Genomic DNA, 21,814 nt, shown 5'->3' with positions numbered 1-21,814 from the left:
ATTGCAGGCAGGCCCTATAGGATTGGGCGTCTTTTTGTGAGTGCAGTGCGGGAACCTGTCATGCGGCTTTTTGCTCCTTCAGTTATACGTCACGGAGTCCGGTTGGGTGTTCTGGCCACGTTCGGGCTGGCGTTGGCTGGGTGCTCCGGCAGTGATGTGGCGCGTGGCTTCGGCCTTCAGCGCAGCCTGCCGGATGAATACGCCGTGACGACCCGTGCGCCACTCTCCATGCCACCCTCGGAGAAACTGGCCCTTCCGGGGGCAGCCAGTGCCAACCGCCCGGATGAAAGTCCCCGTATGCAGGCGCTGGAGACGCTGGCCCCGGATGTCGCTCTTCACCCCAATGAGGGGACGGAGAGCGTCGGGCAGGAGGCCCTTGTCCAGCGGGCCACATCGGCGGCCCGTGGTCCGAACAATGCCGAACTTGGCGATGCTGATGCTGGATTTGTGGACAGTCTTCTTTTCTGGCGGGGTGGCCGGGCTGGCAATGTCGTGGATGGCGAAGCGGAAAATCGCCGCATCCAGAAGAATGCGGCCCTGGGGCAGAGCTTTGCTGAAGGCGCCACGCCGACCCTGCGGAAGGGTGGCAAATAAGAGCTTCCAGGCTCTCCTTTTGCGGTTGGTGTTCCGTCCTGTTCTGCCTCCTGTCTGAGGAGAAGTCATGATGAGGCCTGTCATCCGCCGTCTTTCCAGCCATGTTGTGGATCTTATTGCCGCTGGTGAGGTGGTGGAGCGCCCGGCGGCGGCGCTCAAGGAACTGGTGGAAAATGCGCTGGATGCCGGGGCGACCCGTCTTGAGGTCACCCTGCGGGGGGGCGGCTGTGAGCTGATTGATGTCCGGGATAATGGCCGGGGGATGGAAGCCGAGGAGCTGCCCTTGGCGGTGGAGCGGCACTGTACCTCCAAATTGCCGGATGATGACCTGACGGCCATAAAAACACTGGGGTTTCGGGGGGAGGCGCTGCCATCCATCGGGGCCAGTGCCCGCCTTTTCCTGACATCACGGACAGAAACGGCTGAAACGGCCTGGGAGCTTTCCGTGCAGGGGGGTGTTGTCAGCGGGCCGGTGCCTTCTGCTGGTTCTGTGGGGACCCGTGTTGTGGTGCGGGACCTGTTCTTTGCGACACCGGCCCGCCGCAAATTTCTCAAGACAGCCAGAGTGGAGGGCAATCACGCTGAAGCCGTCATGCGGCGTGTGGCGTTGAGTGCGCCGGATTGTGCCATCAGTTTCGTCATGGATGGGCGGGAGATCTTCAATCTGCCGCCGCAGGATGTCCGTGCCCGTGTGGCCAGCATTCTTGATGTGCCCGAAGATGGCCTTCTGACGGTTGATGAGCAGCGTGGCCCCATGCGGCTGGGCGGGTATATCTGTGGTCCGGGTGAAACTAGGCGGACAGGCAGCGGCCAGTTCATGCTGGTCAATAATCGCCCTGTGATGGACCCCATCCTGCGGACTGCCATACGGGTGGCCTATCGGCCCGTGATCGAGAAAGGGCGTTTCCCTGTTCTCCTGCTGCATCTGCGCCTTCCGCTTGATCGTGTGGATGTGAATGTCCATCCTGCCAAGACAGAGCTGCGGTTTGCGGATGAGGCCGAGGTGAGAGCTTTTGTCATTGGGGCTGTGGGGCGTGCGTTGGCCCGTAGCGCCGGGGACGGTGGAGGCATACAGGCCGATCTTGGCATCATTGGCCGCCGGGCAGCTTCCATTGGGCAGAATGTGCCGGGTACGTCCTATTCATATGATCATACGGGCGCCCGGGCCGTTCCTCCGGCTGATCTTGGTCTGGGGACGTCCGTTCGCCGTTTTGCTTCGTCTGCCGTGATGGAGCGGCAGTCTGCTCCCGGCCTTGCAGAGCCGCAGCAGGGTTATGTGACGTCGGGCCGGGTTGCGCAGGTGGAAGATGGCGGAGGGGAGGAGGTGCCTCATCCGTCTGTTGGCGGCAGACAGCCGGAGCAGCCACTTGGTATGCCGATCGGGCAGATTCATGCCACCTATATTCTCTCGATTGCCCCGGATGGTGACCTGATTCTGACAGACCAGCATGCTGCCCATGAGCGTCTGACCCATGAGCGCCTGCGTGCCCGTTTTGCTGAAGGGGCCGTGCAGGCGCAGGCCCTTCTGATGCCGGAGGTGGTTGATCTGCCGCATGGGGCGGCCGAGGCGCTGTCACGATGTGCGGAGGAGCTGGCCCGTTTTGGTCTGGAGATAGAATCTTTTGGCAGTGGGAGCGTTCTGGTCCGCAGTCTGCCCGCCCCATTGAGCGGTAGTGACGTGGCGGGCCTTCTGCGGGATGTGGCGGATGAACTCGTGCAGATGCCTGACCTGCCAGCCCGGCAGACAGACAGTCTGGATGGGCGGTTTGAAGCCATCATGGCCCGGATGGCCTGTCATGGCAGCATCCGTGCCGGCCGTATTCTCAAGCAGGAGGAAATGGAGGCTCTGTTGCGGGGCATGGAGCAGCATCCCCGGGCCAATACCTGCCCTCATGGCCGTCCGACATGGTTGAAGCTGGACAAGGACGGGCTGGAGAAACTTTTCGGGCGGACTAGGTAATACTGGTGCCGAAAGGCATTTCACATTTCTTTGACAGGAAAACAGGGCGGCCCAAAGGGCCTTTCTATGGTTTTCATCGCATTGAAAGAGGTAATGTCACATCTTGTTTCATGGATGTGCCCTTTCCTTCCCGGAGTTGATCGTGAAGGAAGGGGGCGGAAAGAGGATGGAATGGTCGATCTTGTTGGCGAGTTGAAATCTGTTGTTGGCACCAGATATGTCCTGACCTCGGAAAGTGCGACCTACGGGTACCGCAAGGGGTTCCGGTTTGGTGATGGCCGGGTGGAAGCCGTCGTTATTCCCGGCTCTCTGGTTGAGCTGTGGCGTGTCTCGAAGCTGGCGGTGGAATCAGGGCGCATCATTCTCATGCAGGCGGCCAATACAGGGCTGACGGGCGGCTCCACACCGGATGGCAACGATTATGACAGGCCGATCATTCTCATCAGCACACGCAGGCTGAAAGGTATCCAGCTTCTGGGAGAAGGCCGACAGGTTGTCTGCCTGCCGGGGGCGGATCTTTACGAGCTGGAAGAAAAACTGGCTCCGCTGGGGCGGGAACCCCATTCGGTCATCGGGTCTTCCTGCATCGGGGCTTCTGTCCTCGGGGGGGTGAGCAACAACTCGGGCGGGGCCCTGGTGCAGCGTGGTCCGGCTTATACGGAAATGGCCCTCTATGGACAGGTGGATGCCGAGGGCAGGCTGAATCTGGTCAATCATCTGGGCATCCGCTTCCCGGATGAAGCTGTGGCAGAATCCGTGCTGGATGCGCTGGAACATGGTCGTTACAGCCCGGATGATGTGGACTGGTCGGGCACGAGAAAGGCCCATGATGATGATTACGTCAACCGTATCCGCCAGGTCGATGAGGCATCCCCGGGGCGTTACAATGCGGACCCGGGCCGTCTGTTCGAGGCATCCGGTAATGCGGGAAAGCTGATCGTCTTTGCCGTGCGGCTGGATACCTTCCCGGCAGCGAAGGATACGGCCGTCTTCTATCTTGGCACCAACCGGACCGATACGTTGGAAAAGGTCCGGCGGCATCTTCTGACGGCGTTTGAGGAGCTGCCCGTTGCGGGTGAATACATGCATCGGGATGCTTTTGCCATTGCGGATGAATACGGGCGGGATACCGTGGCGCTGATCCGCTTTCTGGGAACGAAACATCTGCCGCTCATGTTCCGTCTGAAGGCTCGTGTGGATGCCTTCGCCCGGCGTTTCTCATGGGTACCGGACGGGCTGAGCGACCTGCTCATGCAGTCTGGCAGCCGGTTCCTGCCTTCGCAGGTGCCAGCCCGCATGAGGGCCTATCACGAGAGATATGACCATCACCTCATGCTGCGTGTATCTGGCACGCTGGCCCGGCAGGTCCGCCCATGGCTGGAGAGCTTCTTTACCGAAGGGCAGGAGGTGGAGGGTGCCTTCTTTGAGTGTACGGCGCAGGAGGGGACGCTGGCTTTTCTGCACCGGTTTGCGGCGGCGGGGGCAGCAAACCGGTATGTGGCTGTTCATGGCAGGAAGACGGGTGGCATGATGGCACTGGATGTCGCTCTGCGCCGCAATGACTGGGAGTGGCAGGAGCGTCTTCCGCCGGAGGTGGACGACCAGCTGCTGCTGAAGCTCTATTATGGGCACTTCCTCTGCCATGTCATGCATCAGGATTATGTTGTCAGGCCTGGTGTAGACCCCATGGAAGTTGAGACGACCATGATGTGGCCAATACTGGACAAACGGGGAGCCCGTTATCCGGCCGAGCATAATGTGGGGCACCTCTATCATGCTCCGCAGAGCATGGCCGCCCATTACCGCTCGCTCGATCCTTGCAACTGTTTGAATCCCGGCATTGGCCGTCAGACAAAGAAGAAAAATTGGGTCGCAGAAAGCGTCTGAAGCCAGATGGGCGCGCCTCCCCTTGCGGGAAAGCCCTGTCTGCGTGGTGGGAGGTGGATCAGAAATCGTCTGCCGTCAGGGGGACGGGTGTAAGGTCCGCCGGGAGATAGAGCGGGTGTTCGGGGCGATGGCCTTTGCGGCTCAGCCGCAGGGCCGTGACCCTGTGACCAGCCCGGAGCAGCAGCCGTGCCACCTCAGGTCCCCGGTAGCGCAGCTCCTTGGCCTGCGGGGTGCCGTAGGCCAGCACGATGAGTTCAGCCTGTCCGGCCATGTCCAGCAGGTAGTGGTCGGTCTCCGGGCCGACGGGGTCGGCAACTTTGAGAAGGCGTTTCTGGTCCGTGCAGCGATAGGCGAAGCTGTTGCCCACGAACATGCCGCCATAACCCCATTGCCGACTGTAACGCTGGCATTTGGCCACGGAACGGTCATCTCCATATTCCGTGGCGACAGAGGGATTCATCATGATCCACATGATGAGGGGCCCTGTCGCATTCCAGATACGCCTGAGCGTATAGCGGTAACAGTCACCTGGCCCGGCATAGAGGGCCGTGCTGGTGACATCATCAGCGAGCCGGAGTGGCCTGGCCGTGCCGACATGGTGTGGTGTGTGCGGCATGTCCCGTGTGTTCCTCCGATGATGGTCAGGGAGCGTTGGGGGGAATTGTCAGGCAGTCTATGGTCCCCCGCAGATGCCTGCACGCCCCGGTAGCCTGGCTGTGCGTCAGGTTGATGAGCCGGGCCCGGTAGAGTGTACCTCTGGCCGTACGAACGGGCATGACATGGACGGAGGCCCCGCCGGCAATGGGGGTAATGCGGGGGCGTAGCTGTGTGGCAACCATGAGGGCCTGTTTTTCACCAGCATAGCTCCCCAGCTGGATGGCCCAGTCATGGGTTGATTCGGCCAGCATGTCTGTTGCTCCCCTCCGTCTGGCTGGGGCATCAGCCAGGGGAATGGACTGGATGCGCAGCGTATTTCTCTGTGGTTCTGGCGGAAAGGAGCGTGGTGGAGGCGAATGGGGCCGGGCGATGGGAGCTGCTGGCTGCGGCTGAGGGGAGGAAAAACCGCGGGCGGCCCATGCGGCCCGGATATCCTGTGTTTCGGCTGTTTGGACAGCCTGTCCGGCCGTGGTGGTTTCGTCATAGCTCCCACCACCATCCAGAGGTGTGGCCGTATCCATGCGGGCGGGCCCCTGCGCCGTCCTGTCATGGCGGGCCACGATGAGGTCATTGCGGGAGCGCTGATGCGGCCAGATGCCCATGATCTTGGGGGCAATGGCCGCCACATAATTGCGTGTCTCCCGTGGGAGGGCCCTGTTCTGGCGGAGGTAGTGGTCCAGACTGCCCGGGCCATAATTATAGGCAGCCAGAAAGCCGGGAGAGCCGTATATTTCATACATCTGGCGGATATAGGCTGTTCCGGCGAGAATGTTGTCGTGCGGGTCGTAGGGGTCAGGTCCCAGATTGTACTGGGTCCGCAGGTCGTCATAGGCGGGTGGCATGATCTGCATCAGCCCCATGGCGCCGGGCGTGGAGGTGATGAAGTTGCCATAACGGTCATACAGATGCCCCCCTGATTCCTGATGCATGACGGCCCTGATCCATTCAGCAGGCACATCGAAACGGTTTGATGCTTCATTGATGTAAGGTCCCCAGGGGTCTTCAGGCGGGCCGGGCGGTGTGTAGTGCGAGCGGGCATGGGCCTGATAGTCTGCCTGTTCCTCCAGCACGGGCATGGTCGGGCTGTTGCCGCTGGGACGTGTGGCGCAGGCTGCCAGAAGGGCAGGGAGGAGCAGGGCAAGGCAGAGGCGGACCATACGCAGGGTAGAGGACGGGGCAGTGCGTATCATGGGGGCTTCCTGAACAGGGACATGCGTGAGCTTCCTCTCCCTATCATGGAAATGATGGAGGGCAGAGAGGAGCCTGGTTTTTATAAGTAAAGATCACGTTATAAAAGAGGTTTAATGGAAGGTAGGGGATTGAAAAAAGGAAGGAAACGGGACTACTGTAGAGGGGATTATATTGGCTGGCAGCTGGAGCTGCTCCGTTCTGTACCTGCCCGAGGCGGGGGAATGGTTTTATTGGTAGGAATTGAAGGACGAGATCATGTCTTACGCTGCGCTGGATGCAGGCCGTGTTGCCCGTGCTGCCGAGCTGGCCCTGCAGACGCTGGCCGGGGAGAGGGAGACCTCTGAGGCGCATCAGCGCAAAACGATCCTGATCGAGCGTATACATGCTCTTGCCAGAGCCGCCGCAGATACGGCAGGACAGGGGACGGTGACGCTGACGTCCGAAGAGTTCTGGCTGATTTCCCGGAACTGGTGACGTGTCAGTGGGGCATGGCGAATGAATGATCATATGATTCTGAGAGACTGGGTGTCAGGGAGCGTTGAGGGATGAAGTGGTTTTTTGCGATTACAGAGAAGACACTGTCCAACGACCCTGATCATGGTTTTATTGATTGTATCCGGGCTGCCGTACAGTCGGCCCGTGAGAATACGACGCTGATCCCGCACATGGTGTTTGATGGAAACGAATGTGACTTCACGCGGGAGATGCGGGCTGCCGGGGTGAATGTCATTTTTCACCGTCTGCATTTCTATGACCGCCTGCTGGAGGCCCAGCGTCGCCTCAAACCGGAATGGCCCAATTACATTTTTACGGCGGCTGGTGCCTTCATGCGGCTGGAGCTGCCCCTGCTGGAGCAGGATGACCAGTACGTCCTGTACACCGACTGTGACGTGATGTTCCTGAAGGACCCGCAGGTCGAGTTCTGCACGCCGGAAATCTTTGCGGCTTGCGGGCAGTTCGGCAAGCAGGATTACTACGTGGACATGAACTCGGGGGTCATGGTGATGAACCTCGAGCGTATGCGCCGCGACCTGCCAGCAATGGTGGATTTCCTGTGCGATAATCTGGACCATGTGGCTGGGTATGATCAGGAGCTGCTGCGCATTTTCTACAATGCACAGTGGAGCCCACTTTCCGCCCGCTTCAACTGGAAGCCTTACTGGGGGGTGGATGACAACGCTACCATCGTCCATTTTCATGCGGCCAAGCCACCTGCTGCGCGGCATCTGCTGAATGATCCGGCCTATCGTGAGCATGATCATGTCTTCCATGCCTGGCGTCACTGGTTCTTCCAGAATCCGGCTGGATACGGCTATTACGTTCCGAAGTGGGAAGAGTACCTCGAAAAGGCCCGCCGGTCTTATCAGGCGGATGCAGTCAGTGAGTTTGATGCTCTGAGATAGGATGGGGGCTCAACCCATTCAGGCAGTGCTGGAATATGGAAAAACCCTCCTTCGTGGAGGGTTTTTCTTTGCCGTCATGCCAGCAGGCGGCGTGGCCGTGCCCTCTTCCGGGGTTACTTGCTTGTGGAAGGGGAGCGGGGCAGCTGCTCCATCTGCTCAGGCATGGCGGCCGTGCGGCTGGTATGGCGTTCCAGCCATCGCCCAAGGGGACGGGCAATGGCTGGCCCGAGCGTGATGATAGCGAGCATCCGGGCTGTCTGCATGGCAATGATGAAGGGCAGGGCAATCGGGACGTTGGCGCTGATGACGATGATGGTGTCCAGCCCGCCCGGGCTTGTGGCCAGGTAGGCACTGAGGAGGTCAATCCGGGCGAAATGGGCTACCGGTAGGGCCAGCAGGGCGCAGCTGGCAATGAGTGTCATGGAGGAGAGGGCGACCGCTGGGATGGAGCGGAGTGCGTAACGCAGGACGGGTGCGGTGAAACGCAGCCCGATGGACCAGCCGATGGTCAGATAGGCCGGGATGCGGATCCAGAAAGGGGCGCTGATCTGGAACAGGCCACTCAGCTGGGCTGTGGCACCTGTCAGAATGGTCAGCAGAAGTGTTGCCGCTGGTGAACGCAGCCTGAGGCCGATGACTGTACTGATGGCGACAAGCAGCAGTGTAGGTAGCAGGTTGCCTCGCATTGGTGCGGGCGTGGGAGTGGCGTGGCCCGTGCGTATGACGATCCATGAAATCAGGGACGTGGCAACGGCAACCATGATGACCCTGAAATAGAGCATGAAGGCTGTCAGCCTTGTATCAGCTCCGAAAGACCCGCAGAGCATGACCATGGTGGAGGCTGCGCCCGGTGATGTGCCCCAGAGGGCCGTCGTCCCCGGCATGACCCCGAACCAGGCCAGACAGGCCCCCGTGGAAAAACTGACAAGGATGACGGAGAGGACACTGAAAAGAACCAGTATCCAGTGGGACATGATGTGGTGGAGGACAGAGCCTGTCAGGCTGTTGACGACCACACAGGCCAGTATGGCCTGTGCCATGGTAAAGAAAACGGGTTTGATGGTGACGCCACGGTTCCTGATCGACAGGATGATGCCGGCCGCCATGGGGCCCAGCATCATGCCCGCTGTCAGATGCAGCAGCATGAAGAGGCCGGAAATCACGGCAGAAAAAAAGACCAGCTCTGCCCATCGTGACCCATGGGAGCGCCAGGAGAGGGAGGACAGGGTCACACGCCCGGTCCCTGCTCAGCGGTCCCTGTCATCAGGGGTTCCAGAGGGATCATTGCCTGAGGGTTTCTTGCGGAAGGCTGCCAGACTGACAACCTTCGCCCCCTCATTTTCCTGGTCATGGGAGTCACCGTCATGGCCTGCACTGGTTCCGGCATGTGCCTTCGGTTCGTCTGCCGAGGGGTGGAAGGTGTGGACCTCGGCCAGACCGCCCTTGTCCCCTCCGTGGAGGTCAGGGTCTGTCGGAGTGTCGGCATCTGCCATGTGCTGCTGGGGCGTGAAATGCATGACGAGATGGATGTGAGGGTCCGCAAAGGCCGTGACCGCTCCCAGAGGGATGTGCAGGGTGCTGGGGATGCCACCAAAGGACAGCCCGACAGAGAAGGTCCGGGTGTCATGGTCCACCGTCAGGTTCTGGAACTGGTGTTGCAGGACGATGGTCATTTCTTCCGGGTAGCGATCCTTGAGGCGGGAGGGGATGTCCACTCCCGGCATGTCGGTACGGAATGTCATGTAGAAATGATGGTCACCAGGGAGGCCATGTTCGCTGACATGGTCCAGCGCCTTGATCATGACGATACGCTGGGCATCCTCCATCCAGCGGTCATAAGGGAGGAGGCTGGCTGGCATGGAGGGGCCGAGCCCGTCGGAGCCGTTGGTATCATCACTCATGGAACAGCACCATCACCTGTTGCATCTGGGAAGTTACCTCAGGTGTGCGACAGGCGGCATGAAATCGCAAGGGGCCGGGTTGCATATTTTCCAGCCCGACCTTTTATCGTGGGATGGTGTTTCAGAAAAGAAACAGGTGGGGGGGCTTCTGTTGCCCGGTGCACCCCCCGGACCGCGCTTATCGCTTATGCAGCAACAGCGAGCACCTCAGAGTTATCGTTGGCACTTGTAAAGTCAGCCCGATGACGGCGGAACAATACCGGGCAAAAAGTAGATCTTTACCATGCGTGTCGAGCCTGTTTCGTCCCCATAGCGCCAGCCTGGAAGGCTGATGGTGGAGACGCCGGGCACTGCCCCCGGGTCCACAACACTTATTCCATCTACCGTTTATCGCCATAGCCAAGGCCGAAGCCTCCGGCAGGGACAAATATAGGCAGTTATGTCCGGTATGGCAAGGTGAAACGGGCCTTCCCTTCTGCCATCTGGGCGGTTACATCTGTCACCGTTATGGTTACATTCAGTAGCTGGGGGAGGTGGATGGCCGTGCTGATCCACTTCCGTGGATAATAGCCCGGCACAGCCAGATGAGCGGGAGAGAAGTCATGGCCCTGACAGACGAGCAGCGTTCCGAAATAGAGGCCGTGCGTGCCGCCCCCAACCAGACGGTGCGGCCGACCGTTCCGGCCATGGAGGCACTTCTTTTTGAGCCTTTCCCGCTGCTGGATCATGGTTTCATCCGTGTCGTGGACTATATGGGGGATGATTCGGCTGTCGTGCAGGCGGCCCGTGTGTCCTACGGCAAAGGAACACGGAAGACGTCGGAAGATGCCGGGCTCATCCGCTATCTGATGCGGCATCGTCACTCCACACCGTTTGAAATGTGCGAGATCAAGTTTCACGTGAAACTGCCACTTTTTGTCGCCCGGCAGTGGATTCGTCACCGCATGGCCAGCGTGAATGAATATTCTGCCCGGTATTCCGTACTGGACAGGGAGTTCTATCTGCCCGATGCCACGCAGATTGCTGCGCAGAGCAAGGTCAACAATCAGGGGCGGGGCGAGACCCTCAGCGCAGAGACAGCGGCAGAGGTGCTGTCCATTCTCCAGCGGGATGCCCTGCAATGTTATGGCGACTATGAGCAGCTGCTCGACCCGGAGGGGCTGGGTGTGGCCCGGGAACTGGCCCGCATCAATCTGACACTCAACACCTACACGCAGTGGTACTGGAAGATTGACCTCCATAATCTGATGCATTTTCTGGCGCTGCGGTCCGACCCACATGCCCAGTATGAAATCCGTGTCTATGCCCAGAAGATGATCGAGATTCTCAAGGCATGGGTACCGCATACGGCACAGGCTTTTGAGGATTATCGCCTCGGAGCTTACAGCTTCTCTGCCGGGATGCTGAAGGTGCTGCGCCGCCGCCTTGCCGGGGAGAGTGTCACGCAGGAAACATCCGGCCTGACGAAGCGGGAATGGGCAGAGATGCAGGCTGTTCTGGAGGGCTGAGACGTGTCCGGCTCTGACCTTTTCCCTGAAGAGGAAGACCGGCCTGCTGGTCCTGTCCCGGATTCAGCGGCTTTGCTGGAGGAAGGGCGCCGGTTCCAGCGGGAGACGGGTATCCCGCCTCTTCTGGGTCACAGGCCACGTTTTCTGCCATGGGTGCTGCTGGCAGCCCTGCTCATGCTTGTCTCTCTGGGTATTGAGATTTTCTGGCCCCTGCCGGGGCGGCATGGCCCTCTGCCTGTTTGTGGGCAAGGGGCGGTGGAGACGGTTTCCTGTCAGAAACAGGCTGCGGTTCCATCTGCCCGCTGATGGAGCGGACGGTCAGGGCTGGCGGGCCATGCTGCGCCCCTGAGCCCCGAGTACACGGAAACTGTCTGTCAGCCGTTGGATGAAACTGTCCTCTCCGGCCTTCATCCAGGTACGGATGTCGTACTGTTTTTTCAGCGGCCGCCCCGTTACGGGTGAGACCTGATGGGCGAAGGCTTCTTCATGTTCCTGCATGTAACGGGCCACACCTTGTGCGTAGGCGAACTGGGTGTCTGTATCGATGTTGAATTTGAAGACCCCGAAGCTGACAGCCTGTTTTATGGCGTCTTCATCCGATCCAGACCCGCCATGGAAGACCAGAGGAACAGGATTGGGGCCCGTCTGGAGCCGCTCGGCCACGAGAGCCTGGGACCTGCGGAGTATGTCCGGGCGGAGGCGGACATTGCCGGGGGCGTAGACTCCGTGAACATTCCCGAATGAGGCAGCGATGGAAAGCATCCCCAGAGGGGACAGGGTCTTCCATGCGGTCAGAACATCTTCCGGACTTGTATAGAGGGAGGGATGGTCAGCCGGTCCGGTGCCATGCAGCTCGTTGCCAATGCCGTCTTCTTCTCCCCCCGTGATTCCCAGTTCGATCTCAAGGCCGATTCCCAGAGGGGACAGTTTTTTCATCAGGGTCGCTGCCGTGGCGATGTTGTCGGCGACCGGTTCTGTCGAGAGGTCGAGCATGTGGGAGGAGAACAGGGGTTGGCCTGTCTGTTCGTGGTGGCGGCGGCTTTCCTCCACGAGCCCGTCAATCCAGCCCAGCAGGGGACGGTTGGCGTGGTCCGTATGGAGGATGACAGCTACCCCGTAATGGCGGGCCAGAAGATGGACATGCCGTGCCAGAGCCACAGCCCCCAGAATCCGGGCCTGCTGCTCATCCGGCAGGGACTGGCCAGCGTAGAAGCGGGCCCCTCCGGCGGAAATCTGGATGATGATGTCAGCCCTGTTGGCCCGTGCTGCGGCAAGAGCTGCATTGGCAGTGGATGAACTGCTGACATTGACAGCCGGAAGGGCATAGCCCCCCATCTGGCAGGCCCGGAGCAGGGTACGGTATGCACCGCCAGTGGCCACACCCGGCGGAATGGCCGACATGCTGTTGGCAGGGAGTGCGGTGGAGGGGGGTGTCATGGATCCTCTTGGGTGGAGCTGGAGAAGGGGGAACGTGGCAGAGGTAGCCTGTTCTGCCAGTCTGATATACATACTGTCTGTAAATAGGACTATAAAGGTCCAAAAGTGGTAGAGTTGCGTTAGAGGGTGCTCATTCCATCGGGTATCTGATAAGAGAGGCGTTCATGACACAGAATGATCTTATGATGATTGAAACTGAAGATACTCCCAACCCGGCGACACTGAAATTTTTGCCGGGTCGTGACGTGACGGGCGACCGGTCCCCTGTCGATTTTGCAGAGGCCGGGGTCGTGGCGGGGCGTTCTGCTCTGGCAGATGTTCTTTTTGGTATGGCCGAGGTGAAGCGTGTCTTCCTGGGAAGTGATTTTGTTTCTGTCACGAAGGATGATGGAGCCGACTGGGATGCACTGCGTCCGCAGGTGCTGGTGGCCCTGACAGATTTCTTCAAAAGCGGGAAGCCAGCCCTTGCAGAAGACATCGCTGCCCCGGAGGCTGACATCTTTCCCGAGGACAGCGAGATCGTGGCCCGGGTGAAGGAGCTTCTGGATACACGGGTCCGTCCGGCCGTGGCCAGCGATGGGGGGGACATTGTCTTCCGTGGTTATCGGGAAGGTGTCGTCTATCTAAGCATGCAGGGCGCCTGCTCTGGCTGTCCGTCTTCCAAGGCTACATTGCGGCACGGCGTGGAGAACATGCTCCGTCACTACATCCCGGAGGTGACGGCGGTTGAACCTGTAGAGGAGTAAAAGCTGATGACATCATCACCAGCCCCGGAGGGGCAGCCGGCAGAAGGAGAGGTCTCCAGCCCTGTTCTGGCCGAGGAGCTTTTTACACGCTGCCGCACGGCAGACTGTTTTTCTGACCGGCCAGTGGGTGATGATGTCCTGCATCGTCTTTACGATCTGCTCAGGATGGGGCCAACATCGGGCAACTGCTCACCGGCCCGCTTCGCTTTCCTGAAGACGGAAGAGGCCCGGCAGAAAATCCGGCCTGCCCTGTCTCTGGGCAATGCGGAGATGGCCATGACGGCGCCGGTGCTGGTTGTTGTCGGGTATGATCCCCTGTTTTTCGAGAAATTCGAGACTCTCAACCCCATGCCCGGCCTGCGGGACTGGTATGCGGCTGATGTCGGGCTGAGTGACGAGACGGCGTTTCGCAACGGTACCCTTCAGGGGGCCTATCTTATCATGGCAGCCCGTGCGCTGGGGCTGGCTGTGCGGCCCATGTCCGGCTTTGATGCCGTGATGGTGGAGGAGGAATGTTTCCGCAAGCAGGGCTGGCGGGCCAATTTCCTCGTGGCACTGGGTTATCCCGGGGGGGAAGTATCTTCTCCCCGGGCACCCCGTCTGCCTTATGAGGAAGTCTGCCTGTGGCTGTGATGCCGGGGCGGTGTCTCGTCATGAACGGGGCGGGAGCCGGACGGGGGCAGAGCAATCTGATCGCCCTGCTGGAACATGGCCAGGTGGTGGATGAACAGGTGCTGTCCGGGCGTGGTGCTTCGGAACGTTTTGCTCCGGCCGTGCAGGCCATGTTGGCCCGGACCGGTTGGAAAGAACCACCGGAGATGGTGGTGGCTGTGGTTGGCCCGGGCTCTTTTACGGGGTTGAGAGCGTCTCTTTCCCTTGCAGCAGGGTTGGTCCGGGGATGGTCCTGTCGGGGCGTAGGTGTTCGGCTGGGTGATGCACTGCGGGCGACCATGAAGCATGATGAGGCCACTATCCTGTGCCTTGCCCGTCGGGGGCGGGTTTTTGTGGATGCGCCGGGGCGGGAGGCCTGTGCCCTGCCGGTAGGCGAGATTCAGCCGGGGAGCTGGCCGGTCGTGGCAGGTGATGCCGTCCATGGGGATGATGCCTTGCCGGAGCTGAGTGGCCAGACAGGCTGTGGTGTTCTGGGGAATAACGTGGTCCGCCTGCCTCATGCCGCTCCGACGGCGGAAGGCATTTTCAGGGCCGCCTGCCAGAGTCTGGATGATGGGACGGTCGAGGCCTACCCGCTTGAACCCCTTTATGTGGACCCCCCGGAGGCAAAACCCCCGGCAGGTGGTCTGAGACCGGCACCGCAGTGATGTCTGGCACGGGCTGTCCGGACAGGGCGGATCATGATGGCCAGAGGGAGGTCCGGTCAGACGTGCAGGGGCCTGAGCTGGTGGCTGTGGGGCCAGAGGCAGCCCGTGTCGTGTCGGCCCTGCATCATGCGGCCTTTTCGGGACGTGACCCTTGGGATGAGACAGCCTGCGGGCAGATTCTGGCCCTGCCGGGTGTGGAGGCCTGGCTGGTTTGCGTGAGTGATGTTCCTGTGGGTTTCATCATCAGCCGTCATGTGCTGGATGAAGGTGAGGTCCTGTCTCTGGGGGTGCATCCACAATGGCAGCGGCAGGGTCTGGCGCATCGGTTGCTCTCCCATCTCATCAATCGGGCCCGACAGGAGGCAGCCACCCTGTTTCTGGAAGTGCGGCTCAGTAATGAAGCCGCTTTTGCCTTGTATGGGCGGTGCGGTTTTCAGCAGGTAGCGGTGCGGCGTCGTTATTACGACGATGGTGAGGATGCCCGTCTTTTGAGGTGGTCGCCCTGACAGGTCATACCCTGTTTTCTTTTGCATGGCACGACGTATGGGCCGTGTAATGCTGGAATAGCTGTTGAACAAGGGGCGGTCAGGCTGTGTGGTATGCCTGTAATGGCAGGTCATCATGTATATGATCTTGCAGCTGTTATGTTCTTGTAACGTCTTTCCTTGTCTGCTCTAGGTAACAGCCTTCTATAAGACTTGTCATGTCATTCATGATGAATATTCCTTATAAAACAGCATGATCTTTGTAGGGCGCCTGTATTTCCCTGTGATAAATGGTGTTATTTGAGCGCAGGCGGAAGGGAGAAGTTCTCTTATGTAATGTCGTGATTTTGTAAGAATTTCTGTCTATGTTGTGGATTTTCTTATCTTATCAACAAGTGTTTACTATTACAGAAACGGTTTTTCTTGTTGTCTTTTTCTACAATCCGTTATAGGTCGAACTAAATTTCTTGGGAGATAGGTTTTTTATGTCGTCGTCTGAGACAGAAACACAGGCCCTGCGTCAGCTGACAGCACAGATCGTCACGGCGTATGTGAGTAGTCATGATGTTGCTGCCGAAACTCTGCCGGACCTTGTCCGTTCGGTGCACGGTGCCCTTGCAGGGGCCGGTGTTGCCGTGGAGGCAGAGCCCGAAAAACCGGTACCGGCCGTACCGCCCCGCAAGTCGGTCTTCCCCGATTATATCATTTGCCTGGAAGACGGTAAAAAGCTGAAGCTGCTGCGCCGTCACCTCAAGACAGCCTACAACATGACACCGCAGGAATATCGTGAGCGTTGGGGGCTGCCGCCGGAATATCCGATGGTTGCTCCCAACTATGCCAATCATCGTTCTTCCCTTGCACGGCGCATCGGTCTTGGCCGCCGCCGTGAAGGGAGCGAGGGGTAATCAGGATGGTCTGTCCTGTTTCTCAGGACAGACCTGGTTGAGTCTGCATGATGGAGGAGGTGCGTTTCGTATTATGATGTGGATTGGACAAACCGTATCATAATCGGATAGATCATCAGTATGGTGATGAGCACAAAAAAAATGGGGCGCGAGGGTGCTGCGTCCGGGGATACTGTGGGTGATTCGCCCATTGCACGTCTCTGCGTCAAGCATGGTCTGAAGATGACCGGACAGCGGCGGGTGATTGCCCGTGTCCTTTCGGAGGCGGAGGATCATCCGGATGTGGAGGAGCTGTACCGCCGTGCTTCGGAACTGGACAGCCGCATTTCCGTTGCTACCGTTTACCGGACAGTCCGCCTGCTGGAAGAAAAAGGAATTCTGGAACGCCGGGATTTTGGCGGGGGCCGTGCCCGCTACGAAGCCAGTGAAAATGGGCATCATTATCATTTGATTGATATTGATAGTGGTAACGTCATCGAATTCGAGAATGATGAACTGGTCGGCCTGCTGGCGAAGATTGCTGCGGAACTGGGGTTTGATCTCATGTCTCACCGGGCGGAGCTTTTCGGACGGCGTACGGCACCCGAAAAGAAGAAAGATGCCGCTCCCGAGGATGGGAACAGGTCCAGTCCAACAGGCCGGGCATAAGGAGTGACTGATTTCGTATGACCGGGAAGAGGCCGTCAGATACCATTGGGGATGCATGCATCCCTTCCTGTAATGCAGAGCAGCCGGAGGCGGGGGGATTCATCAGCAGCGAGAAAACGCAGCGGCAGATGGATACCCTGGCGACTCTTGCCCTGAACCGTGAAGGCGGTTTTCAGGAACTGCGTGGCGGCAGCTTGGGTGTCAGGCTTGCCACGACGGAAGAAGAGATCCGTGCGGCACAGGCCCTGCGTTATCGTGTGTTCTTTGACGAGATGGGGGCTCATCCCAGTGAGGAGGCCCTGCGGACCCGTCTGGATTCTGACCGCTTCGACGAGATTGCAGATCACCTTCTTGTGGTGGACCATGCCCGTGGTGGTGGTGCAGACAGCGTGGTGGGGACGTATCGTCTGCTGCGTTCCGATTCGCTGGGGGAAGGTGGCCGTTTCTATACGGCGGATGAGTATGACATCTCCTGTCTGACAGATTTCCCCGGTCGCCTTCTGGAGGTCGGGCGGTCCTGTGTGGCACGGGATTACCGTGGTCGTGCGGCCATGCAGCTGCTCTGGCGGGGCATAGCCTCCTATATCTTCCTGCACAGGATTGACGTGCTGTTTGGCTGTGCCAGCCTGCATGGGACATCACCGGATATGATGAGTGATGAGCTGACATGGCTGTATCACAACCATCTGGCGCCGCCCGCCCTGCGGGTTCGGGCCCTGCCAGAGCGCTATGTCAGCATGTGCCGGACAGACCCTGCCACGCTGGACCGCCGCACCTGCCTCAGCAAGCTGCCACCCCTCATCAAGGGGTATCTGCGTCTTGGTGGGTATGTTGGTGATGGTGCCGTGGTGGATGAACAGTTCAACACCACGGATGTGGCCGTGCTCGTCAAGAGTGAGCTGCTGGCTGACAAATATTACCGTCATTATGAGCGTCGTCTGAAGGACGCGCTGGATTAACAAGGGATTTCCATGGTGGTGAAGGCATTGTGCTCCCTTCCACAGCAGGGAGGGTGGCGCGGCGCCGTCTTCATGTTGGTTCTGGGGGCGGTGGCAGCGTTGGCTCTGCCACCGCTCTGTTTTTTTCCGATTCTGCCTTTGGCATTGGGGCTGTTCTACAAGGCTGTCTGTGCCGCACCGGGGCACAGACAGGCTGCCCTGTGGGGATTCCTTTTCGGGATGGGGTATCATACGGCGGGTCTTTACTGGCTGACCAATGCAATCCTGACCCGGGTGCATGAGTTCTGGTGGGTGGTGCCTTTTGCAGCGCCTGGTGTTGCGCTGCTCATTGCACCTCTCGTGATGGTTCCGGCCCTGCTCTGTCGCTCCGTACCGCCGGGCTGGCCACGTGTGGCGATGTTCGCCGGGAGCTGGACGTTGGCCGACATGGCCCGGGTTTTCTATTTTTCCGGTTTCCCCTGGAATCCTCTGGGCAGTGCGCTGGAAGTCCCAGGATGGCTGGGGGATTGGCTCATTCAGCCAGCGTCCCTGATCGGTGTGGATGGGCTGACGCTTCTGCTGGTGCTGGCTTCACTGGCCGTATGGCAGGGGCGGCGGGGGCTGCTGGCCGTGGTCGCCTGTGCAGGTCTCTGGTGTGGCTGGGGGGCATGGCGTGCTGGGCATGAGGCCGTTCTGCCGGGGCATGTCAATCCGGCTGTCGTGGTTGTGCAGGGCAACGTGACAGAAGATGAGGTGCTGGGGCGGGATGATGCGGTTTCACAGTTCCGGTCTTATCTGGAGCTGACAGCGCAGGGCGTGAGAGATGCGCAGCGCCTGGTGCCGGGACGCCCGGCTGTTGTCGTCTGGCCGGAATCTGCTTTCCCCGGTCTTCTGGAGGAGGAAGGCTGGGCAAGGCAGGCCATTGCCGCCGCTGCCTCCGGGGCACCGGTATTGCTCGGGTCGGACAGGCGTGCCGCCGGTGTGGATCGCTGGTACAATAGCCTGATGGCTCTGGCCCCGGATGGACACATAGAGGCCATTTATGACAAAAGCCGTCTGGTTCCGTTTGGAGAGTATGACCCCTGGATACTGCCCTTCCACCTGCTGCCGGCCGAGGTGGTGCCGGGCCCGGGGTTGATAACCTGGAACCTGCCACAGGTTGGTCGTGTCGGTCCCATGGTCTGTTATGAGATCGTGTTTTCTGGTGGTGTTGTGGCACCGGGGCAGCGGCCAGACTGGCTGCTGACGATCTCCAACGATGCCTGGTATGGCAACAGTGCCGGGCCGAGGCAGCATCTGGCAACAGGGCGGCTGCGTGCCGTGGAAGAAGGGTTGCCGGTTGTTTTTGTCAATAACCGTGGTGTGTCTGCCATTTATGATGCCCGTGGCAGGGAAGTTGGGCGAACGGAATGGGGCAGGGAACAGGTGCTTGTACGCCCTCTTCCGGGACCGGAAGCAAAAACATTTTTTGCTTTGCTGGGGCGCTGGATACCGGCGCTGATGTCTCTGCTGTTTGTGGGGGCCGCTCTCGTCGGGCGGTGGTTTTATGAAAAGGGCAGATCGGTGTAGCCTGAAAAAATTGAAAATATAATTTATTGTTAACCACTTTCGATGAAGAGTAGAAACCTTTTGACCTGATTTTTATTGAGGTTCGTGATTGATGACAGAACTAGCGTCGTTTGTCGATGCACATGTTGGCAAACGTATCCGGCTTCTTCGGGGGCTGCGGAAATTTTCACAGGAAAAACTGGCCAAGGCACTTGGTATCACTTTTCAGCAGGTTCAGAAATATGAGCGTGGGGCAAACCGCGTCGGGGCGGGTCGTCTGTATGAGCTGGCCCAGGTTCTTGAAGTGCCGGTAGGTTTCTTTTTTGACGAGCTGGATGGTTTCGCCAGTCCCGCAGCAGGACCGGGGAATCTTCAGGAAGAACAGGCTCCCTTCCAGAAGGATGATGGGGGCGGGGAGAAAATGGCTGAGGCCCCCCAGGAGAAAAATGGGAGCGGTATAGAGCTGCTCATGTTGCCGGAAACAATGGAACTGGCACAGGCCTATTACAGTATCCGGGAGGAGAAGATCCGTCAGCAGCTCATGAATTTCATCCGGGATGTGGCCAGACGGTCCAGATGAGGGGGGTGGAAGCGGAGAGGGCTACTCTCGCCGCAGGATGGCATCGTTGAGAAAGGCGCTGAAGCGCCCGGCCCTGTAGGCGTTCCGTAGCGCTTCTTCGTCATATTCCTGTTTCACCCAGTCGATGAAAGGCAGACGACCTTCTGCCGTTTTCTGGTAGAGCTGGAAAAAGGCATCCAGAATTCCCGTGCGGGACCGACGGAAATGCAGGAAGCGCCAGTGCAGATGCTTCAGGGCATTTTCGGCCGTTCCACCTTCAAAGAGGATCACCAGTCCGCTGGCAAGCCCGGCCCTGTCCGCTCCGGACTTGCAATGTAGCAGCAGGGGGAACCGGGCTTTTTCATAGAGCTCATGGAAGCGGAGAATACGGTCCTTGTGGGGGGCATTGCGGCTCTCGAAGGCCATGTCGAGATAGGGGAGGTCCAGTCTCTGGCAGGCCTCCCGCCCCAGGGCATCGGCACCACATTGCCGGTGTCCCCGCAGGTTGATGACCATGACAAGCCCCAATGTCCTGCGCCAGCGGTGCAGTCGGCCCGGTGTGGGATGGTTGCTGCGCCAGACACGTCCCGGCACGACAGGGGCCAGATTTGTCCAGACCAACCGGAAGATGGCATGGTCCACAAACAGGGCGTCGTGCCAGGCGCGCAGCCGCCGTGCAGGGGTGGAAAGGGTACCTTTGAACATGTCTGTTCTTTTCACGCCTGTGGGTCTTCGTCAATTGGGCAGAAGTGCTATAGGGTGAAGGTCATGAGGCTGCCTTTTCCCCCTGTCCTGTCTGTCCGTCCGGTATGCCGGGTCCTGTGGCCCTGTCTGCTGGGCTGTACCCTGATGGCAGGCTGTGCGACGGAAGAAGATGATGCCCCTGTCCGGCACCTGCCCAAAGCGGACATGACGGAGGCCTATCCCAGAAAACCGTTCCGGGAGCTTCATCATCCCATGCCGCCTTATTCAGGCGGGATGGTGCCCATGGTGCAGGCCATACAGCCCACGCCAGATGAAATTTCCGGTCGGACTGTTCATACGGCTGAAGGTGGCAGCGCTGGTGGTGATGATCTGCCGCATTTCCCTGCACAGACCCATACCGAGGCGTCTTACGGGGCTCCTGCACCTAGGCAGAAATAGATCGGCGATCCGTCAGGGACGGGTAGGAATCAGTCCTCCAGTTTCGTGGCCTGTTCCGGCAGCATGACGGGGATGCCATCCCGTACGGGAAAGGCCAGTCCGGCCCGGGGACTGATGATGCTGTTGCTGGCCGGGTCGTAATGCACGGGGCCTTTCGTGACGGGGCAGACGAGGCGGGCCAGCAGTTCTGGGGATGGAGATGTGTGGGTCATGATGATTTTTCAGTCCATGCGGTTGGGGGCGAAGGGTACCTGAAAGCACCCTGAGACAGGGAACCAGCCTTACATGATGGCATGCTCATCGCCTAGCGGGACAGTTCGTCCAGAAGGTGGCTGGCCCGTTCCGTCGTGTCCGGGCATTCCAGCAGTTTCTGTTTCACCCCGGCGGAGAAGGGGAGCAGCATGGGCAGCATCGTCAGCAGGGTGTTGTCGTCCAGTTTCTTCAGATTTTCCCAGTTGATGGCCATGGCATGGCGCTCGCCATAGTTTTTCAGGACGATGGAAAGGTCTTCACGGTCGAGATTCAGGGAAGGGTTCTCCAGCAGGTCGTGGGAGAAAGGCATGGCATTGATGCGCCCTTCCCGCCAGCCCCTGTCAGTCAGCCTGTCCTGTAGCAGGCGGAAGCGGCAGACCCCTGTAAGGGTGATGAAGAACTGCCCGCTTTCCTGCTCCATGAAGGAGGTTACCCGCCCTATGGTGCCGACATGTTCCAGTGGAGGGGCCATGTCGCCGTAACGGGCCGTTTCGGAGGGCTGGATGATGCCGATGAGCCGATGCTGGGCGAGGCAGTCTTCCAGAAGGGTCAGGTAGCGGGGTTCAAAGATGGTCAGGGGAAGCTGCCCCTGCGGCAGAAGAATCGTGCTGCCCAGGGGCAGCAGGCCGATTCGGGGGGGCAGGTCCGCCAGTGTCATGTCTGTCAGGACGGGGATCCGGCGTCTGGAGCCGCAGGGTGTGTCATGGGCAGGGTGGTGGGCATCAGGCATGGG

The 21,814-nt window shown here is 59.6% G+C and carries 25 protein-coding genes and 1 other RNA gene; 17 read left to right on the top strand and 9 right to left on the bottom strand.

Annotation, left to right across the window (positions count from 1 at the left end):
• The first annotated feature begins 36 nt into the window (after nucleotides 1-36).
• The 3 genes from GM608_RS07785 to dld all read left to right on the top strand — a co-directional run bounded on the left by GM608_RS07785 (nucleotide 37) and on the right by dld (nucleotide 4,441).
• On the top strand, nucleotides 37-594 hold the full coding sequence (locus tag GM608_RS07785) for a DUF3035 domain-containing protein (protein ID WP_408863044.1): 558 nt from the start codon (nucleotides 37-39) through the stop codon (nucleotides 592-594).
• Nucleotides 595-661: 67 nt separating this feature from the next.
• Nucleotides 662-2,554 carry a DNA mismatch repair endonuclease MutL gene (gene mutL, locus GM608_RS07780; RefSeq protein WP_333645346.1) on the top strand — a complete coding sequence of 631 codons (1,893 nt, stop codon included), beginning with the start codon at nucleotides 662-664 and terminating at the stop codon, nucleotides 2,552-2,554.
• Nucleotides 2,555-2,725: 171 nt separating this feature from the next.
• Complete coding sequence (dld, locus tag GM608_RS07775) at nucleotides 2,726-4,441, top strand: D-lactate dehydrogenase (RefSeq protein ID WP_154981031.1); 1,716 nt, start codon at nucleotides 2,726-2,728, stop codon at nucleotides 4,439-4,441.
• A gap of 58 nt (nucleotides 4,442-4,499) precedes the next feature.
• On the opposite strand, the gene GM608_RS07770 is transcribed toward dld, so the two are convergent.
• Both GM608_RS07770 and GM608_RS07765 read right to left on the bottom strand, forming a co-directional pair.
• Nucleotides 4,500-5,057, bottom strand: a complete 558-nt coding sequence (locus GM608_RS07770; protein ID WP_333645345.1) for a DUF1643 domain-containing protein — start codon at nucleotides 5,055-5,057, stop codon at nucleotides 4,500-4,502.
• 25 nt (nucleotides 5,058-5,082) lie between these two features.
• Nucleotides 5,083-6,288: a transglycosylase SLT domain-containing protein gene (locus GM608_RS07765; protein WP_052348959.1), complete on the bottom strand. Its 1,206-nt coding sequence runs from the start codon at nucleotides 6,286-6,288 to the stop codon at nucleotides 5,083-5,085.
• A 256-nt stretch (nucleotides 6,289-6,544) separates the two neighbouring features.
• Between GM608_RS07765 and GM608_RS07760 the strand changes: the two genes are divergently transcribed.
• The gene (locus tag GM608_RS07760) at nucleotides 6,545-6,763 is read left to right on the top strand and encodes a hypothetical protein (protein WP_043558926.1); all 219 of its coding nucleotides are present in this window, start codon (nucleotides 6,545-6,547) and stop codon (nucleotides 6,761-6,763) included.
• 71 nt (nucleotides 6,764-6,834) lie between these two features.
• Nucleotides 6,835-7,692, top strand: a complete 858-nt coding sequence (locus tag GM608_RS07755) for a hypothetical protein (protein ID WP_043558923.1) — start codon at nucleotides 6,835-6,837, stop codon at nucleotides 7,690-7,692.
• A 113-nt stretch (nucleotides 7,693-7,805) separates the two neighbouring features.
• On the opposite strand, the gene GM608_RS07750 is transcribed toward GM608_RS07755, so the two are convergent.
• From GM608_RS07750 to ssrA, 3 genes are all read right to left on the bottom strand, one after another.
• Nucleotides 7,806-8,924, bottom strand: a complete 1,119-nt coding sequence (locus GM608_RS07750) for an AbrB family transcriptional regulator (RefSeq protein WP_081562903.1) — start codon at nucleotides 8,922-8,924, stop codon at nucleotides 7,806-7,808.
• A 15-nt stretch (nucleotides 8,925-8,939) separates the two neighbouring features.
• On the bottom strand, nucleotides 8,940-9,593 hold the full coding sequence (locus tag GM608_RS07745) for an SspB family protein (protein WP_052348957.1): 654 nt from the start codon (nucleotides 9,591-9,593) through the stop codon (nucleotides 8,940-8,942).
• A gap of 135 nt (nucleotides 9,594-9,728) precedes the next feature.
• Nucleotides 9,729-10,052, bottom strand: a transfer-messenger RNA (tmRNA) gene (gene ssrA / locus GM608_RS07740).
• Between the two features lie 143 nt (nucleotides 10,053-10,195).
• On the opposite strand from ssrA, the gene thyX reads away from it, so the two are divergent.
• Nucleotides 10,196-11,101 (top strand): FAD-dependent thymidylate synthase, encoded by a 906-nt coding sequence (thyX, locus tag GM608_RS07735; protein WP_333645344.1) that lies wholly within the window; start codon nucleotides 10,196-10,198, stop codon nucleotides 11,099-11,101.
• Between the two features lie 3 nt (nucleotides 11,102-11,104).
• Complete coding sequence (locus tag GM608_RS07730) at nucleotides 11,105-11,407, top strand: hypothetical protein (protein ID WP_333645343.1); 303 nt, start codon at nucleotides 11,105-11,107, stop codon at nucleotides 11,405-11,407.
• Nucleotides 11,408-11,419: 12 nt separating this feature from the next.
• Here the strand turns inward: GM608_RS07730 and fbaA are convergent, their stop codons facing one another.
• Nucleotides 11,420-12,538 (bottom strand): class II fructose-bisphosphate aldolase, encoded by a 1,119-nt coding sequence (gene fbaA / locus GM608_RS07725; RefSeq protein ID WP_248630768.1) that lies wholly within the window; start codon nucleotides 12,536-12,538, stop codon nucleotides 11,420-11,422.
• A 182-nt stretch (nucleotides 12,539-12,720) separates the two neighbouring features.
• Between fbaA and GM608_RS07720 the strand changes: the two genes are divergently transcribed.
• From GM608_RS07720 to GM608_RS07680, 9 genes are all read left to right on the top strand, one after another.
• Nucleotides 12,721-13,284, top strand: coding sequence for a NifU family protein (locus GM608_RS07720; protein ID WP_043559316.1), 564 nt, complete (start codon nucleotides 12,721-12,723; stop codon nucleotides 13,282-13,284).
• 6 nt (nucleotides 13,285-13,290) lie between these two features.
• Nucleotides 13,291-13,917 (top strand): malonic semialdehyde reductase, encoded by a 627-nt coding sequence (locus GM608_RS07715; protein WP_086431546.1) that lies wholly within the window; start codon nucleotides 13,291-13,293, stop codon nucleotides 13,915-13,917.
• 20 nt (nucleotides 13,918-13,937) lie between these two features.
• Nucleotides 13,938-14,603, top strand: a complete 666-nt coding sequence (gene tsaB, locus GM608_RS07710; RefSeq protein ID WP_227656476.1) for a tRNA (adenosine(37)-N6)-threonylcarbamoyltransferase complex dimerization subunit type 1 TsaB — start codon at nucleotides 13,938-13,940, stop codon at nucleotides 14,601-14,603.
• Nucleotides 14,604-14,665: 62 nt separating this feature from the next.
• Nucleotides 14,666-15,109: a ribosomal protein S18-alanine N-acetyltransferase gene (rimI, locus tag GM608_RS07705; protein WP_333645342.1), complete on the top strand. Its 444-nt coding sequence runs from the start codon at nucleotides 14,666-14,668 to the stop codon at nucleotides 15,107-15,109.
• Between the two features lie 464 nt (nucleotides 15,110-15,573).
• Nucleotides 15,574-15,993: a MucR family transcriptional regulator gene (locus GM608_RS07700; protein ID WP_043558914.1), complete on the top strand. Its 420-nt coding sequence runs from the start codon at nucleotides 15,574-15,576 to the stop codon at nucleotides 15,991-15,993.
• Nucleotides 15,994-16,113: 120 nt separating this feature from the next.
• Nucleotides 16,114-16,641, top strand: coding sequence for a Fur family transcriptional regulator (locus GM608_RS07695; RefSeq protein WP_043558908.1), 528 nt, complete (start codon nucleotides 16,114-16,116; stop codon nucleotides 16,639-16,641).
• Nucleotides 16,642-16,769: 128 nt separating this feature from the next.
• On the top strand, nucleotides 16,770-17,600 hold the full coding sequence (locus GM608_RS07690) for a GNAT family N-acetyltransferase (RefSeq protein WP_193599755.1): 831 nt from the start codon (nucleotides 16,770-16,772) through the stop codon (nucleotides 17,598-17,600).
• A 12-nt stretch (nucleotides 17,601-17,612) separates the two neighbouring features.
• Complete coding sequence (gene lnt / locus GM608_RS07685) at nucleotides 17,613-19,148, top strand: apolipoprotein N-acyltransferase (protein WP_081562900.1); 1,536 nt, start codon at nucleotides 17,613-17,615, stop codon at nucleotides 19,146-19,148.
• Nucleotides 19,149-19,239: 91 nt separating this feature from the next.
• Nucleotides 19,240-19,707, top strand: coding sequence for a helix-turn-helix domain-containing protein (locus GM608_RS07680; protein ID WP_043558903.1), 468 nt, complete (start codon nucleotides 19,240-19,242; stop codon nucleotides 19,705-19,707).
• A gap of 21 nt (nucleotides 19,708-19,728) precedes the next feature.
• Here the strand turns inward: GM608_RS07680 and GM608_RS07675 are convergent, their stop codons facing one another.
• Entirely contained in the window at nucleotides 19,729-20,391 is a 663-nt protein-coding gene (locus GM608_RS07675) for a tyrosine-protein phosphatase (RefSeq protein ID WP_043558901.1), read from the bottom strand.
• A 63-nt stretch (nucleotides 20,392-20,454) separates the two neighbouring features.
• Between GM608_RS07675 and GM608_RS07670 the strand changes: the two genes are divergently transcribed.
• The gene (locus GM608_RS07670) at nucleotides 20,455-20,829 is read left to right on the top strand and encodes a hypothetical protein (protein ID WP_249090248.1); all 375 of its coding nucleotides are present in this window, start codon (nucleotides 20,455-20,457) and stop codon (nucleotides 20,827-20,829) included.
• A 29-nt stretch (nucleotides 20,830-20,858) separates the two neighbouring features.
• Here the strand turns inward: GM608_RS07670 and GM608_RS07665 are convergent, their stop codons facing one another.
• A complete protein-coding gene (locus GM608_RS07665) occupies nucleotides 20,859-21,041 on the bottom strand; it encodes a Trm112 family protein (protein WP_043558894.1) in 183 nt (60 codons plus the stop codon).
• A gap of 92 nt (nucleotides 21,042-21,133) precedes the next feature.
• Nucleotides 21,134-21,811, bottom strand: coding sequence for an LON peptidase substrate-binding domain-containing protein (locus tag GM608_RS07660; RefSeq protein ID WP_043558892.1), 678 nt, complete (start codon nucleotides 21,809-21,811; stop codon nucleotides 21,134-21,136).
• Nucleotides 21,812-21,814: the final 3 nt, after the last annotated feature.

Origin of the sequence: Bombella sp. ESL0380, assembly GCF_009725805.1 — a bacterium.
Classification (GTDB): domain Bacteria; phylum Pseudomonadota; class Alphaproteobacteria; order Acetobacterales; family Acetobacteraceae; genus Bombella; species Bombella apis.
The sequence above is the reverse complement of the archived record's forward strand: the minus strand, read 5'-3'. Positions and strand labels throughout refer to the sequence as shown.